Source organism: Blautia sp. AM47-4 (assembly GCF_003479865.1).
Classification (GTDB): Bacteria; Bacillota; Clostridia; order Lachnospirales; family Lachnospiraceae; genus Fusicatenibacter; species Fusicatenibacter saccharivorans.
The window spans coordinates 84,193-99,325 of the sequence record NZ_QUHY01000009.1 but is presented as its reverse complement, the minus strand read 5'-3'; the positions used below and the strand labels follow the sequence as shown (position 1 = coordinate 99,325).

General features: G+C 48.0%; 17 protein-coding genes. 15 read left to right on the top strand and 2 right to left on the bottom strand.

The window, feature by feature from the left end:
- Positions 1-3: 3 nt before the first annotated feature.
- Positions 4-1,062 (bottom strand): benzoate/H(+) symporter BenE family transporter, encoded by a 1,059-nt coding sequence (locus DW965_RS08245; RefSeq protein WP_117509968.1) that lies wholly within the window; start codon positions 1,060-1,062, stop codon positions 4-6.
- Positions 1,063-1,388: 326 nt separating this feature from the next.
- On the opposite strand from DW965_RS08245, the gene DW965_RS08240 reads away from it, so the two are divergent.
- The 3 genes from DW965_RS08240 to DW965_RS08235 are packed head-to-tail and all read left to right on the top strand — an operon-like array spanning position 1,389 to position 3,191.
- The gene (locus DW965_RS08240) at positions 1,389-2,606 is read left to right on the top strand and encodes a carboxylesterase/lipase family protein (RefSeq protein WP_243036519.1); all 1,218 of its coding nucleotides are present in this window, start codon (positions 1,389-1,391) and stop codon (positions 2,604-2,606) included.
- Positions 2,606-2,722 carry a carboxylesterase family protein gene (locus DW965_RS19880; protein WP_243036518.1) on the top strand — a complete coding sequence of 39 codons (117 nt, stop codon included), beginning with the start codon at positions 2,606-2,608 and terminating at the stop codon, positions 2,720-2,722. Before DW965_RS08240 ends, DW965_RS19880 begins: the two co-directional genes overlap by 1 nt.
- A gap of 16 nt (positions 2,723-2,738) precedes the next feature.
- Positions 2,739-3,191: a GNAT family N-acetyltransferase gene (locus DW965_RS08235; RefSeq protein WP_117761906.1), complete on the top strand. Its 453-nt coding sequence runs from the start codon at positions 2,739-2,741 to the stop codon at positions 3,189-3,191.
- 321 nt (positions 3,192-3,512) lie between these two features.
- On the opposite strand, the gene DW965_RS08230 is transcribed toward DW965_RS08235, so the two are convergent.
- Positions 3,513-3,773 carry a DUF1292 domain-containing protein gene (locus DW965_RS08230; RefSeq protein WP_022461956.1) on the bottom strand — a complete coding sequence of 87 codons (261 nt, stop codon included), beginning with the start codon at positions 3,771-3,773 and terminating at the stop codon, positions 3,513-3,515.
- Positions 3,774-4,129: 356 nt separating this feature from the next.
- Here DW965_RS08230 and DW965_RS08225 point away from each other — a divergent pair, with 356 nt between their 5' ends.
- From DW965_RS08225 to DW965_RS08170, 12 genes are all read left to right on the top strand, one after another.
- Positions 4,130-4,951: an alpha/beta hydrolase gene (locus DW965_RS08225; RefSeq protein ID WP_119198257.1), complete on the top strand. Its 822-nt coding sequence runs from the start codon at positions 4,130-4,132 to the stop codon at positions 4,949-4,951.
- Positions 4,952-5,036: 85 nt separating this feature from the next.
- A complete protein-coding gene (locus DW965_RS08220) occupies positions 5,037-5,564 on the top strand; it encodes a cysteine hydrolase family protein (RefSeq protein ID WP_119198256.1) in 528 nt (175 codons plus the stop codon).
- A gap of 19 nt (positions 5,565-5,583) precedes the next feature.
- Positions 5,584-6,369 (top strand): alanyl-tRNA editing protein, encoded by a 786-nt coding sequence (locus DW965_RS08215; RefSeq protein WP_119198255.1) that lies wholly within the window; start codon positions 5,584-5,586, stop codon positions 6,367-6,369.
- A gap of 148 nt (positions 6,370-6,517) precedes the next feature.
- Entirely contained in the window at positions 6,518-7,000 is a 483-nt protein-coding gene (gene ybaK / locus DW965_RS08210) for a Cys-tRNA(Pro) deacylase (RefSeq protein ID WP_119198254.1), read from the top strand.
- Between the two features lie 397 nt (positions 7,001-7,397).
- Positions 7,398-7,925, top strand: a complete 528-nt coding sequence (locus tag DW965_RS08205; protein WP_022461951.1) for an A24 family peptidase — start codon at positions 7,398-7,400, stop codon at positions 7,923-7,925.
- Entirely contained in the window at positions 7,922-8,959 is a 1,038-nt protein-coding gene (locus tag DW965_RS08200) for a hypothetical protein (protein ID WP_243036516.1), read from the top strand. The genes DW965_RS08205 and DW965_RS08200 overlap by 4 nt, the downstream gene beginning before the upstream one ends.
- Complete coding sequence (locus tag DW965_RS08195) at positions 8,956-10,134, top strand: CpaF family protein (RefSeq protein WP_199681639.1); 1,179 nt, start codon at positions 8,956-8,958, stop codon at positions 10,132-10,134. The genes DW965_RS08200 and DW965_RS08195 overlap by 4 nt, the downstream gene beginning before the upstream one ends.
- Positions 10,131-10,931, top strand: a complete 801-nt coding sequence (locus tag DW965_RS08190) for a type II secretion system F family protein (RefSeq protein ID WP_117761920.1) — start codon at positions 10,131-10,133, stop codon at positions 10,929-10,931. Before DW965_RS08195 ends, DW965_RS08190 begins: the two co-directional genes overlap by 4 nt.
- A gap of 71 nt (positions 10,932-11,002) precedes the next feature.
- Positions 11,003-12,301, top strand: a complete 1,299-nt coding sequence (locus DW965_RS08185; protein ID WP_119188969.1) for a type II secretion system F family protein — start codon at positions 11,003-11,005, stop codon at positions 12,299-12,301.
- Between the two features lie 53 nt (positions 12,302-12,354).
- Positions 12,355-12,522, top strand: coding sequence for a Flp1 family type IVb pilin (locus DW965_RS08180; protein WP_022461946.1), 168 nt, complete (start codon positions 12,355-12,357; stop codon positions 12,520-12,522).
- Positions 12,523-12,678: 156 nt separating this feature from the next.
- Positions 12,679-14,211: a DUF5702 domain-containing protein gene (locus tag DW965_RS08175; RefSeq protein ID WP_119198253.1), complete on the top strand. Its 1,533-nt coding sequence runs from the start codon at positions 12,679-12,681 to the stop codon at positions 14,209-14,211.
- Complete coding sequence (locus DW965_RS08170) at positions 14,165-15,115, top strand: TadE/TadG family type IV pilus assembly protein (protein ID WP_147398778.1); 951 nt, start codon at positions 14,165-14,167, stop codon at positions 15,113-15,115. The genes DW965_RS08175 and DW965_RS08170 overlap by 47 nt, the downstream gene beginning before the upstream one ends.
- The last annotated feature ends 18 nt before the right edge of the window (positions 15,116-15,133 follow it).

Below are 15,133 nucleotides of genomic sequence, written 5' to 3'. Positions count from 1 at the left end.
AAGTTATAATCCAAGCAGTTTTGCAGCAACACCGGCCAGCATTCCGAGGAACGGGTTTGTTACTGCAGTGACAACCATTGTGGTTCCGCCGACGGCTGCATTGACAGCGAAGGCAGACGGCGCATCCAGTACAACGGTTTTGAAGATACCGAGTACAAACAGGAAACCTGCGATCGAAGAAGACGGAACAAATTTTCCGATTTTCGGAAGCAGTTTCAGAAGCAGAATTACACCGATCACAACCATCATGATGACACCAGCCCATACAGCGTGCGGTGCATTGGCAGTTGCGGAAATGATTGCCTCAACCGGGGCTCCTCCGAAAAAGGAAGAAAACATATCGGCCAGGGAAGAAATCACGGTCAGGTTATCGACGTTGTAATTTCCACCGGTTGCCATTCCTGCGGTAATTCCGCCGAAGGAAATGTTGGAACCAATGTTCAGGCAGACCATACCGAGTGCGCCGAGAATTACGTTGGCATTGATTGTAAATTTCTGGCGGACAAATTTATCATCCTCTACGACAATGCTGGATTTCTCTTTGTTGAAAAATGCATTGGCAATGCAGGATGCTACAACGGAAATGACGATGGTATAAACCAGGGTATTGGCACTGTCTTTGGTAAAGTAATAGGTGATCAGTGCTGCGGCCAGGGAAACACCGCCGGAAATGGCATCACTCTTGATCATATCGATCGCGGCCTTTACCAGAATGATACCGACACCGGCCATCATTCCATAGGCAACATCCTCACCTACAAAGTTTACGATTTTTGTCAGCAGTCCAAACACTCCGATCAGAGCCATAATCACACCGCCGATAAAAATCATCGTACAGCGTTCCGAACGGTCTTTTCCAGCCGTTCCGGCGTAAGTGATCGTCTCCGCCTGGAAGGAAATTGGTGCGACACTCTGCGTAATCGTATTGCCCACCGCACCAACAAAGAATGCCAGCGCCGTCGGAACCGATGCAAATCCAAACGTCAGAGCAAGAAGACCCTGCGGCAGACCATTCAGCACAACGCCGATGATTGCCAGAAGATCTGTTAAAATGGCTTTCATACTAAATACTCCTCCTCACTATGAAATATGTCGTTTTGAAGCAAAGAAAAGTGTAGCACCAAAACCGGTCAAAGTAAACCAGATCAGTCATGAAAGGTTTTTGTCAGTGATAATAAGTCAATCTTATATACAAAATATTATTATTTCTGTGTGCTAATAAATCAAGAGGATTTTTAAATGTCTGCATAACCAATAATCAATAGTTACAAAACTGGGTGCCATTATTTGGAATTGTGCATATAGAAACGAAGAAAAAGATTTGCTATACTGAAGCTGTATGAGGGTTTTTATCACAGTTATAAGAAACGGAAAGGGGATTTTTACTTATGGCAATTACAGAGACAAAAACAAAATATGGACAGGTTCATGGTGTGCAAAAAGACGGTTACACGGTATTCCGCGGCGTTCCGTACGCAAAGCCGCCGGTAGGCGAAAAACGGTTCTGCCCGCCGGAAGAGCCGGAGTGCTGGGAGGGGGTTTACGAGGCGGATCATTTCGGATGCGTCTGCCCGCAGACCGAGCATGAGCCGGACTCCTTCTATGGAAAAGAATTTTATCTCGATCCGGAATTCGGCATGAAGCAGAGTGAGGACTGTCTGTACTTAAATATCTGGACACCGGCAAATACAGTGGATGAAAAACTGCCGGTTGCTTTCTGGATTCACGGCGGCGCGTTTATGCACGGCTTCAGCCACGAATCCGAATTTGATGGAGCTGCTTACTGCGAACGCGGAGTGATTCTCGTTACGATCAATTACCGTCTCGGTGCTTTCGGATTTTTGGCACATCCGTGGCTGTCCGAGGAGAGCGGTGTCGGAAGAAGCGGAAACTACGCGATTCTCGACCAGATCGCAGCACTGAAATGGGTAAAAGAAAATATCGCAGCATTCGGCGGCGACCCGGAAAATATCACCGTATTCGGCCAGTCCGCGGGATGCATGAGCGTACAGACACTCATCAGTTCTCCGCTGACTGAAAACTGGATCAGCAAAGCCATTTTCCAGAGCGCCGGCGGCTACGACACCGGACTGAACCGCGATATGCTGCTTTCTGAGGCGGAAATGATCGGCCAGGAATTTGTAGAGCTTAGCGGAGCAAAATCGCTGGAAGAACTGCGTGCGATTCCGGCTGAGAAAATTGTGGAGCTGCAGGAGGAGTTTGACCGCGTAAATCCATCGAGAATGCTGAGCTTCGTGCCGAACATCGACAATCATCTGCTGACCTGCGGCTATAACGATGCCGTAACCGAAGGAAAAATCAAGGACATCCCATACATGCTCGGATCAACCGCAGACGACATCGGCGTGTTCCCGGAGATGAAAGAAAAAGGCGAGCACGGCGGCATCTATAAGGGATGCATCAACTGGAGCCTTGCGCTGGAAAAACTCGGAAGAAAACCGGCTTACGTTTACTACTTCACCCGTGCCCTGTTAGGTGACGACGCCGGAGCGTTCCATTCTTCCGAACTCTGGTACATGTTCGGAACTCTGGGCCGAAGCTGGCGCCCGAAAACCGAGGCGACTATGCCCTCAGCAAAGAAATGATGGACGACTGGACCAATTTCATGAAAACCGGAAACCCGAACGCAGAGGGAAAAGACGACTGGAAACCATGCACAAAGGACGACCCGTATGTGCAGGTGCTGGATGTGAGAAAATAAGCAGAAGGAAATAAAAATGGCAATCGAATATAAAAGACTTACCCAAAAGGAACTGGATTTTTTCATTCAGATGAGAATCCATCAGCTTCGCGAAGAGGGGGCAAAAGAAGAAATTGATTTAGCACCTGCGTTAAAAGATTACTATGAACGTCATATGGCGGATGGTACTTTTGTATCTTGGATTGCTGTTGACGGAGAGAGCATCATCGCAACAAGTGGAATGTCATTTGTAGAAAAACCTCCATACTTTGGATGCCCGAGCGGCAGAATTGGATTACTGTCCAGTATGTTTACAGATCCGGCGTATCGAAGAAGAGGTATTGCAAAAGAATTGCTGTCCCGTGTGATAGAAGATGCAAAAGAATATGGATGCGGAACAATACAGATTACGGCATCGGATATGGGCGTTAAGTTGTATACAGATTTTGGATTTGTGCATAATGGAAATTTTATGCAGTATAAATTGTAATGTCCCTCAGAAAGAGATATTCTCTCCACTGGCTGCGATATTGGAAAAATATTCAACAAATAATAGCAAGGATTCTCTCACCTCTATAGGTGGTGAGATGAATTGCAAATAAGAAAGTTAACGGCAGTGGCGGGCGGAGAGAAATCGGTATCCCCCACTGACATGAGGCAAACCACAGTCAGCATTTTGCTGACATGTCAGACTCTGTGAAATTACCGACTGTGGATTGAAACAAAGAAAGAGGAAAAATTAGAATAAAGAAAGAGCAGCATTTTACCGACGTGTGAAAGGTAAAAATGCTGCTCTTTTTGCGTGGCAGAATCAGTCGTCCAGATCGTTGCGCTCGCGGAAGATCTGATAAATGGTGTCGATCAGTTCATCGTCATCGAGGCCTTCGAACTCGGCTTCGTTGACATCGAGATTCTCGGAAATGATGCGCAGAATGTGTACCGGTTCGTCATCGCCGCCGTCGGCCGGATAGAGAACGGCGTACTCATCCTCCTTGTATTCTACGATATCCAGAAGCTCAAAACGGACAGAATTTCCGTCCTGATCGGTAAGGACAATAAGATTGGAATCCATAATTGCAATATACTCCTTTATGTGTTATTTTTGCCGCTCAAAAACATGCAAATATAAATTTATTGCAACTGTTCAGAGTCAGCCTCCAAAATGCTACGCATTTCGTCGGTGTGGCGTATCCGTCAAATAAAATTTCAAAAACAGTTTTAAAAATGCAAGCATTTTATACCTGTTTTTTGAAATTTTATTTGGCTCTGAACAGTTACAATTTATTATACTATGAGCAGTTGGGTTTGAAAAGAAAAAAGTGCCTGGTGCGATACGCTTGATATTTTGCGCTGATACGGTATAATGACAACAGAGTAAAAACGGACGGCTGTGGCCGTGCCAGGAAAAATGGGGGAAAGGAAGAACTTATGAATTATCAGGTATTAGATGTCAAAGTAAAGGATACAGAAGAAATCGGAAAATTATACACGTATTTTCTGGACAATTCACAGGAAATTGATCCGAACCGTGTGCGTCCGGTCATCGTGATCTGCCCGGGCGGCGGATATGGAATGGTCTCCGACCGCGAAGCAGAGCCGATTGCGATGAGGTTTTTAGGAGCAGGTTATCATGCCGTTATTCTGCGCTACAGCGTTGCACCGGTAGCTCATTACCCGACCGCACTTCGCCAGCTTGCCTGGACTGTTGCGTATCTGCGGGAGCATGCGGCAGAATATCACATTGATCCGAACAAAGTAGTAGTAGCCGGATTTTCCGCAGGTGGCCATCTGGCGGCATCGTACGGTGTATTCTGGAAAAAGAAAACATTTCTTGCAGAAGAGCTTGAAGTAGACGCGAAGCAGCTTCGCCCGAACGGACTGTTGTTATCCTATCCGGTAATCACATCCGGTCCGAAGGCACACCGCGATTCCTTTAAAAATCTGCTGGGCGATCAGTATGATAACCTTGTAGATGAAATGTCTCTGGAAAATCAGGTCACTCTCGATACACCGAAAACGTTTCTGTGGCATACCGCGCCGGACGACTGTGTGCCGGTAGAAAACTCCATTCTGTTCTTTACAGCACTGCATGCACTGGAGATTCCGGTAGAAATGCATATTTATCCGGTCGGCGGCCATGGCCTTGGGCTTGCAAACGAAGAGACACAGAGCTATGAGTATCAAAATGCCGTGCGCGAAGAGTGCCAGAGCTGGATTTCTCTTGCGATTGACTGGATGCGGCATTTATAAAAACGGAATTTTAAAGGCTGCCGGAATGAGAAAAAAATCCGGCATGAGATCAACAGGATGACAGCAGGCGAAAGGATAATATAGCATGAAGGTATTGATTGTAGTAGATATGCAGAATGATTTTATTGACGGAAGTCTTGGCACAAAAGAAGCGGTTGAAATTGTGAACCGTGTTGCAGAGGTGATGGATTCGTTTGACGGAGCCGTCATCTGCACCAGAGATACACATTTTGCAGACTATCTGAACACTTCCGAGGGCAGAAAACTTCCGGTAGAGCATTGTATCGAAGGAACGAAGGGTCATGCACTGCAGGATACAATTCAGAAAATGGCAGAGAAAAAACAGGTCGTGGTGATGAATAAAATCACCCTCGGTGCAAAAAATCTGCCGGAGGAGATCGAAAAACTGGCAGGCGGCGTGCCGGAATCCATTGAACTCGTGGGACTCTGCACCGACATCTGCGTGATTTCCAATGCCATGCTGCTGAAAGCATTTTATCCGGAAGTGCCGATTTCGGTCGATGCATCCGCGTGCGCGGGCGTAACGCCGAAGAGTCATAAAAATGCATTGGAAGCTATGAAAATGTGCCAGATTGACGTCATAAACGAATAGACAGAAAAGAGGAAGAGCAATGAGCACAACAAGATTATTTGATCAGGATGCGTACCTGGGTGAATTTGAGGCAACCGTAGAACGAAGCGTCTGTGAGGGCGGCATGTACCGCGTGCTGCTGGACCAGACCGCATTTTTCCCGGAGGGCGGCGGTCAGCCATCAGATGAGGGAACGCTGGATGGCATTTTTGTGTCAGATGTACAGGAAATCGACGGTGAAATCTGGCATACCGTGGAAGCACCGCTTGAGCCGGGCAAAATGGTGGTCGGAAAGCTTGACTTTGAAAAACGTTTTTCCAATATGCAGAATCATTGCGGAGAGCATATCGTGTCAGGCATTATCCACCGGATTTACGGCTTCAACAACGTTGGCTTCCATATGGGAAGTGATGTGACTACCGTTGATTTTGACGGCGTTCTGACCGAGGAACAGCTCTACGATGTAGAACAGGAGGCCAATGAGGCTGTACTTCGCAATGTTCCGGTTACCATCAGCTATCCGTCAAAGGAAGAGCTGGAAACGATGGATTATCGCAGCAAAAAAGAAATTGAGGGGCAGGTGCGGATTGTGACCATCGAGGGGTATGACCGCTGTGCATGCTGCGGAACCCATGTTGCAAAAACAGGAGAAATCCGTCTGATTAAAATCCTAAGCGCTCAGAAATACAAAGGCGGCGTCCGCGTCGCTATGCTTTCCGGTGAAAAAGCGTATGCGGATTATTGCTTAAAGCATGTTAATACACTTGGCATCGCCCGTCTGCTTTCCGTAAAACCGGAGGAGGCCGGAGATGCGTGGTACGGCTGAAACAGAAAAATATTGAGATGAAAAAAGAAATGAAACAGCTCAAAAAAGAACTGTATACACTGCAGGGAGCACCGGAGAGAAAAAAATAAAATTCCCGATTGTGAAGAAGCATATGATGTAGGACAGCAAAAACAGGGAGAAAGCAAATATGGCAAAAGAGAAAGAAATTAAAACAAATGCAATGCGTATTCTGGACCGGCAGAAGGTCAAATACGAGGTTCTTCAGTACGAATGCGATGAATTTATCGATGGTCTCCACACTGCCGAAGTAACCGGTGCGCCGGTCGAGCAGTCGTTTAAAACGCTTGTGGCACAGGGAAAAAGTAAACAGTATTATGTGTTGGTTCTTCCGATTGCAGAGGAAGTGGATCTGAAAAAAGCGGCAAAAGCGGTAGGGGAAAAATCCATTGAGATGATCCATGTGAAAGACATCACCGCAGTCAGCGGCTACGTCCGTGGCGGCTGCAGCCCGATCGGCATGAAAAAACAGTATCCGACTGTGATCCAGGAATGCGCGGCAGACTTTGACAAGGTTTACGTGAGCGGAGGACGAATCGGAACGACACTGTGCATGGCGCCGGAAGACCTGAAGAAGGTCAGCAGGGCGGAGTATGCGGATTTTATACAGTAAAATCGAAAAAAATATATTTATGCAGACCAGAATCAAAGAAAAGGTTCTGGTCTGTTTTTTTTCTTTTTACCGGGGGCGTATCCGAGAAGAACGATCCGTGAAAAAGTCGAAAGATGTAGAAAGCAGGCAGGGTTAAGATGAATTTCTTTCAAAAACAGAACAGAAAATAATAGCCAAAAAGCAGTGCTGAAATTGCGATACGATTCTACGGATCCGTGAAAATCGGAAAAGCTTTCACACGACTTTTCAAATTGGCGTGAGAATTTTTCCTCTCATTTTTGGAAGCAATTCACAAACCGGAAAAACTTGGCGAAAACCGCTGGACAAATCGAGATGGGGAAACTATAATGACCTCACAATCAAGTTAAGCCAAACGAAACGGGAGGTGAGAAACAAGATGTCTTTGCAGCACTGTCTGGTACTGACAGTTGCGACAGGGGCGGTATGGATGGATTTAAGAACACGCAGAATTGCAAATGAATGGATTATCACCGCATGGATCGCCGGGCTGGTTACACAGCTCATCCGCTATGGCGCCGCGGGAGCGGGTATTTTTCTTTTTGGGATGCTTTTCCCGATACTCGCACTTTACATTCTGTTCTATTTTCATATGCTGGGCGCGGGAGATATCAAACTCCTATCCGCTGTTGGAGGCTTTCTCGGTGTGCCAGCGATCCTGAAATGTATGATTGTGTCGTTCCTGTCTGGAGCGGTCTTATCTATCGGAATCATTCTCGTCTGCGGAAATTTACCGCAGCGTCTTACCAAATTTTTCAATTATTTCCAAACTTATTTTACCAAAAGAAAATACCAGAAAAAAACAGAGCCGGTTCCCTATTACGATGGGAAGTGGGGCATGGAGTGCATCCATTTTTCCGTTCCCGTGCTGATGGGAGTGCTGCTCTGGATTGGGGGATTTTATTGAATACTGCAAAGAAAAAGAGTGTTTTTGCAGTCTGTGACACGGAAATGGAATATGCACGCAATTTTATGGAATATCTGAACCAGAAGAGAAATATTCCGTTCGAAGTGCATGCGTTTTCCAGTGCGGAGATGTTTCTGGAGTTCGCAAAGAATAACGAAACAGAGATTCTTCTGATTTCGGATAAAGCGATGAAAGAAGAGATCCGCCGGTATCCGATTCGTCAGATTATCATTCTGTCTGAGGGCGTACACAGTCCGGTGCTGGATCAGTATCCGGCGGTCTACAAATACCAGTCGTCGGAAAAGGTGATCCGCGAGGTCATGGCGTGCTACGGCGTAGAAAATGGTGTCGATACATCGCCTGCACTGCTGCCGAAAAAGGAAATGCGTATTATCGGCATTTATTCGCCGGTCGGACGGACGCAGAAGACCTCGTTTGCCCTGACGATGGGGCAGATTCTGGCGAAGGAGCGGGCAGTGCTGTATCTCAATATGGAGAGCTATTCCGGATTTGAACGGCTGCTGGAATGCAGCTACGACAGGGGAATGAGCGATATTCTGTATTATGCGAGACAGGAAAATCAGGGCATCATCTACAAACTGGGCGGAATGGTCCAGTCAATGCAGAACCTGGATTATCTGCCGCCCGCCGCATCGCCGATGGACATTCAGACTGCAAAATATGAAGAATGGAAATGGCTGTTTCAGGAGATTGAGAAGAACAGCAGCTATGAAGTGCTGATTCTCGACCTGGGGGATGGCGTGGCGGATCTGTATCAGATCCTGGATTTTTGCAATGAAATTTACGTTCCGACAAGGAATGATGTGATTTCTGCAGCAAAAATGGAGCAGTTTGAAAATTTGCTGCGCCGGTGGGACTGCCAGTCGGTGCTGGACAAGATGCGGAAAATTCACGTTCCGTTTCACACGGCAAACAGGACGGGAAAAGCATATTTTGAGGAACTCGTCTGGAGCGAGCTGGGCGACTATGTGCGTCAGATTCTGCGGGATGGCAGAAGAGGAGAAGAAACATGACAATGTCAGAAATTCTGCGAAGAAAACTGATGGAACGGATCGATATTGCATCCGAGCCGGATGATGGAGAAGTGCTGGAAGAGATTGACCGTCTGATCCTGGGAGAAGAAGAAACAAGGTATCTTCCGGTGTCACAGAAAGCAGAGCTGCGCAGGCAGCTGTTTTACAGTGTGCGGCGGCTGGATGTACTGCAGGAACTTCTGGAAGATACTGGAATTACAGAAATTATGGTGAACGGTTATCAGCATATTTTCGTGGAACGGAACGGCAGAATCGAACGATATGGAAAAAGCTTTACCTCCGCAGAAAAACTGGAGGATGTGATTCAGCAGATTGTAGGCCGGTGCAACCGCGTGGTGAATGAACAGAACCCGATTGTGGATGCACGGCTGGAAAATGGAGACCGTGTCAACGTTGTCATGAAACCGGTCGCGTTAAATGGGCCGATTCTGACCATCCGCCGCTTTCCGGAGCAGGCGGTGACGATGGAATTTCTGGTCTCCATCGGGAGTATTACAAAAGAGGCGGCAGAGTTTCTGCAGGCTCTCGTCCGGACCCGCTACAGCATGATGATCGGCGGGGCGACCGGATCTGGCAAAACGACATTTCTGAATGCGCTTTCCGCCTACATTCCAAAGGGCGAGCGCATCATAACCATCGAAGACAATGCAGAGTTGCAGATCCAGGGTGTGGAGAATCTGGTGCGGCTGGAAGCAAAAGAGGCAAATCTGGAATCAGGAACAGAAATTACGATCCGCGATCTGATCCGCGCAGCTTTGCGTATGCGGCCGAACCGCGTAATTATTGGCGAAGTGCGCGGAGCGGAAACGTTTGAATTATTATCCGCACTCAATACCGGGCATGCGGGATCTTTGAGCACGGCACATGCAAACAGCGTGAAAGATATGATCTCCCGTCTGGAAACGATGGTGCTGATGGGAGTGCAGCTCCCGTTGGAAGCAATCCGCCGCCAGATTGCATCGGGAATCGAAATTCTCGTGCATTTAGGACGCGGGGAGGATGGAAGCCGTCGGGTGGAGGAGATCGCAGAGATCACAGGGATGGAGGAGGACGAAATCAAAACGGTTTCTTTGTTTCGAAGAGAATATGGGAGAGGCCTGCAAAAGACAGGCGAACTGGTACACAGAGAAAAACTGGAGGGGAAAACAGGATGAGAATACGTGAGGGAAGCCAGGTAAAGACGGGCATGGCAGAGGAGAAGGAGACGAAGGGGATCGACTATCAGACCTGGGAATTTACCGGTCGGGAATATCTCGAAATAGCGGGAATCAGTCTTGGGATTGCCGCCGCTGTGAACCTGCTCTGTTACCGGGCGTGGTGGGCATGCATTGCTGTGGTTCCGGTTGGAATCGTATGTTTTCACACGTATCGGAAAAACCGGATTCAGAGACGGAAAGAGGAGCTGTACGACAGCTTCCGGGATCTGATTGCGTGGATGCACACGGCACTGCGTTCCGGCTATTCCATGGAAAATGCAGTGCTGGAGGCGGCAGGACAGCTGGAACAGTCGCTGGGAAAAGAAAACATTCTGGTACAGGAACTGCGCCGGATGCGTCATAAAATGATGATTTCCGTGCCGGTGGAACAACTGTTTCAGGATCTTGCGGTGCGAAGCCGCATTGACGATATTGCGACGTTTGCAAGTGTACTGGTGATTGCGAAGCGGACAGGAGGAAATGTCTGCGAGATCTTTCAGAATACGTGGGATATTTTCTGTACGAGAATTGACACGATGCGGGAAATCCGTGCGGGCGTTTCTTCCCGGCGGTTCGAGCAGAATATTATGAGTGTTGTGCCGTTTGGAATTCTGGGATATGTACAGCTTTCCTTTCCGGAATTCTTAAGTGTGATGTATGGGAATGTAATCGGGGTTTTCTTCATGAGCGGATGCCTTGCCGTGTATCTGGCGGCATGGGTGCTTGGAAAGAAGATTCTGGACATTGAGTTTTAAGAAGCAATTGAAGTTTAAAAAGTAAGACTGCGAATCATAACGATTCGTCCGCAAAAAAGGGGAGGAATCAAATGTTGTGGATTTGTCTGACCGCATGGGCGGGGCTGTTCATCTGGTATTTCCGGATGAGAAAAAAGGCGGAAGATCACAAATTGGTGAGACGGATTTTCTGCCTTGCAGCGACAGGGTTTATAGCGGGCACTGCACTCTGCCTTCCGATCGGAGTGCGAAAAGTTTCAGGAGATGAAAAAGCGGAACTTCAACTGGAACGGGGTGCCTTAGGCAGCCAACCGACAGAGGAAAAACTTGAGGTTTCTGTTGGAAATCAGAAACCGGAAAGAATTACACTGTCTGTACCTGCAAGAGCTTACAGCGCAGAAGAGATAGAAGAGGCGTTCAGTGCGGCGATAGAGGCGCTGGATGAAATCATCTTAGGTGAGAATCTGTCTTTTCATACGGTAAACAGAAACATGGATCTGGTTACGGAAATACCGGGAAGCCCGGTGGCGCTTAGCTGGGAAACAGACAGGCCGTTGTTGATTGACAGCCGGGGTTTGCTGTCAGACGAGATTCCCGAAGAAGGAGTGGAGGTTACGCTGAAAGCGGAACTGGAACTTCAGGGGGAAACAACAGAATATATACGGAAGGTTCAGGTCTATCCACCGGAGATAAAAGGGCGGGATGCGGTTTTTAGGGCACTGAAAAAAGCAGTGGAAAAAGAAAACGAAGCGCATCCCGAAGAAACAGCCTATTATCTGCCGGAGACACTGAACGGAGAAACTGTAACATGGTCAAAAGTGCCGGATCTGACAGGTCTGGAACTTATGGCACTTGCCGCGGCGGCAGGAGCAGTCTGCTGGGCGGCAAAAGGAAGGGAACAAGAAAAAGCAAGGCAGAAAAGAGAAGAACAGATGCTGCGGGATTATCCCGAAATTGTCAGCAAAATGGTTCTTCTTCTGGGTGCCGGGCTTGGGATGCGGAAAGTACTCGAGCGGATTGCAGTGGATTACCGGAAAAATCTGGCGCTTGGCGGGCAGAAACGTTTTGCCTATGAAGAGATTGTATTTACCTGCCAGGAGATGGAAAACGGTGTTTCCGAGCAGGAAGCGTACCAGCGCATGGGAATGCGTATGGGAACCGGAGCGTATCGTTCCCTTGCTGTTCTGCTGACGCAGAATCTGAAAAAAGGCAGTAAAGGACTGCTGGAATTATTGAAACAGGAATCGCAGGAGGCCTTTGAGGAGAGAAGAAGGCAGGCGAAAACAACAGGAGAAAAGGCATCGACAAAGCTTCTTCTTCCGATGGGCATGATGCTTGCGGTTGTATTGGTCATACTCACGGTTCCGGCATTTTTGTCCTTTTATGCATAGGGGATGTTTTTATCCCCACAACAAACAGCTGGTAAAGAGAGGAGGTGGGAATTATGAAGCTGATATCGGAGTTCTGGAAAGAGGAAGATGCGGTGGGGGTTGTGGAAGTGATTCTGATTCTCGTTGTGCTGATCGGACTCGTACTAATCTTTAAAAAGCAGCTTGTGAGTCTGGTCAACAGTCTGATGGAGAAGGTCACAAACCAGAGCAACACCGTATAAACGGGAAAATGTCCAATACGGAACTCCAAAGAAAAATTTAGAAGCCGGTACGGACCTATATGTCATTTGCATATCTGTGTCTCGGTATATCCTTTATCCGATCCACGGCATCTAAAGTTCGAAAAAGTAAAAGTAAAGTGGAAGGAGCTGTATCCCATGAGGGAAACAGAAAGACAGAAAAGATGGGCAGCCGGAAGCATAACAGCATATTTGTGTCTCGTTCTGATACTGATGCTTTCCCTGATTTCCGGGACAATTGCGTCGGTGCGAAATGCCCATGCACGGGTGATGACGGCCTGCGCAATGGAACAGGGACTGTATTCTCTGTTTGCCGGGTATGACAGAACACTGCTGGGACAGTACGAGCTGTTTTTTTATAACGGCGGGGATAAGAGCGGTGTCTGGAAACCTGAAACCATGAGCAGAAAAGTCGCAGAAACTGCGGGAGAAGTTCTGTCCCCCACTGCATCGGGGATGGGAATTCTATCAGGCAGTTTATCTGGCGGACAGGTTACAGAAGTTTATCTCGGCGGCTATCGTCTTGCGACAGACGAGGAGGGAAGTGCTTTCTCCCGTCAGATCTGTGAGGCAATGAAAGCCAGCCTTGGAACTTATGGAATACAGCAGCTTTCCCAGAAATTAAGAGGAGAACAGGAAACCGTGAAACGTCAGGAGGACGGACAGAGCGGTTACGAGGAAGAGGAGGTTTTAAAACAGTATGAAGAATCCAAACAGCCAGAAGAGGGAACAGAAAAAACAGAAGGTGAAGGAGAATCTGGAAACGGCACGCCTTCGGAACCGGATCAGAAGCAGCCGGTACCGGAAGATTTTGTGAATCCGATTGAGGTCATTCAAAAAGTAATGAAAATGGGAATTTTAGGACTGGTCCTCCCGGAAGGGCAGGCACTGTCGCAGGGGGAAACGGATGTATCGTTTCTTGCATCAAAACGGGAGCTGCAGAGCGGGTTTGGCATGGCAGAGTGTGGAAAAGAACTGAGCTTTGTGGATAAGATGCTTTCGTCCGAATATATTCTGTGGAAATTTCCGTGCTATACCAGCAAGGAGAAGAAGGAAGAGCTGCAGTGCCAGGTGGAATATGTGCTCTGCGGAAAAAACAGTGATCAGGATAATCTGGCGGGAACCGTGAACCGTCTGCTGGCGCTGCGGGAGGCGGCAAATCTGGTGTATCTGGCGAAAGATGCGCAGAAGCAGGGCGAGATGGAAGCAATGGCGGGGGTAATTGCCGCGTCGTTTGGAGTTCCGGCGGCGATGCCGGTTGTGAAAATGGCACTTGCCGTGTGCTGGGCATTTGCAGAAAGCATTCTGGATCTGCGGGAACTGCTGGATGGTGGAAAAGTAGCGCTGTTCAAAACGGCAGAATCGTGGCAGCTTTCTCTGGAACAGCTTCCGAAACTGCTGGAAACAGGGGATCAGAGCAGAAAAAATGCACCGGGCGGCATGGAGTATTCCGATTATCTGCGGCTGCTTTTGATGCAGAAATCGGGAAAAGCGGTAACGTTTGGAGCGATGGATCTGGTGGAATACAATATGCGGACAGAACAGCAGCAGCCGGGTTTCCGACTGGATTGCTGTGTCGATGAACTGGAAGCCGGTTTTACGGCGGTAATTGGGAAACGAGAGTATGAGATTACGAGAAATTATGGATATGAGATGCAGGGAGCAGCCTGAAAAATGGGATGACTCCGGCAGGGATACAAAAGGGTGTTCTTCTGAACGGCACATTTATTTCTGGAACCTTATCAAAAAACTTATCCACTCTTCCGGGAATTTTTATAAATCCGGATCAGGAGAGCAGCCTTTTGTAAAACGAAAATGGAACAGGGCAAGCCTGACGGTGGAAGCTTCACTGGCACTTCCTGTTTTTCTGATCGCGGTTCTTGTGTTATTAAAAATCGTGGATCTTTACCGGCTGCATGGAATGCTGACGGTATCTCTGCAGGAGTCCGCGCGGTATCTTTCCGTTTGTGCCTACGCGGTGGATGAGACGGGAAAAGAAACGTATGAAATACCAGAAACGGCCGCGTGCATTGCTTATGCAGAAGCAAAGATTCCAAAAGAAATCCGCGAAAATGGAACGGTGACACTGGCAGGAAGCCGTGTGAAAAATGGATGGCTGGAACTGAAAGCGATTTACTGGCCGAAAATGGGAAACCGCCTCGTTCCGGTGCGGAACCGGGGAATTGCAGCGTGTGCGAAAGTGCATCTGTTCTGCGGAAAGACAGAAGAGGAGGCGGATGAAGAAGAGGGCGAAGCAAAACAGATGGTGTGGGTGACTGAGAACGGCAGTGTGTATCATACCGATTCGTCGTGCAGTCATATCAATCTTTCGATCCAGGTTTCCTCACCGGGTGCGCTTGCGTGGAAACGGAATCAGGATGGAGAAAAATATAAGGAATGCGAACAGTGCGTGGGAAATGGCGCTGCGGGTGCGGAAGTTTACTATACGAAATACGGAAACCGGTATCATAACAGTCTTTCCTGCAAAGGGCTGAAACGTAAAGTAAAACTTGTAGCACTGGAACAGACGGATGGACTGCCGCAGTGCTCGAAATGCGCGAAAAAGGCGGCGTAAGAAAGCCGGATATGAGCA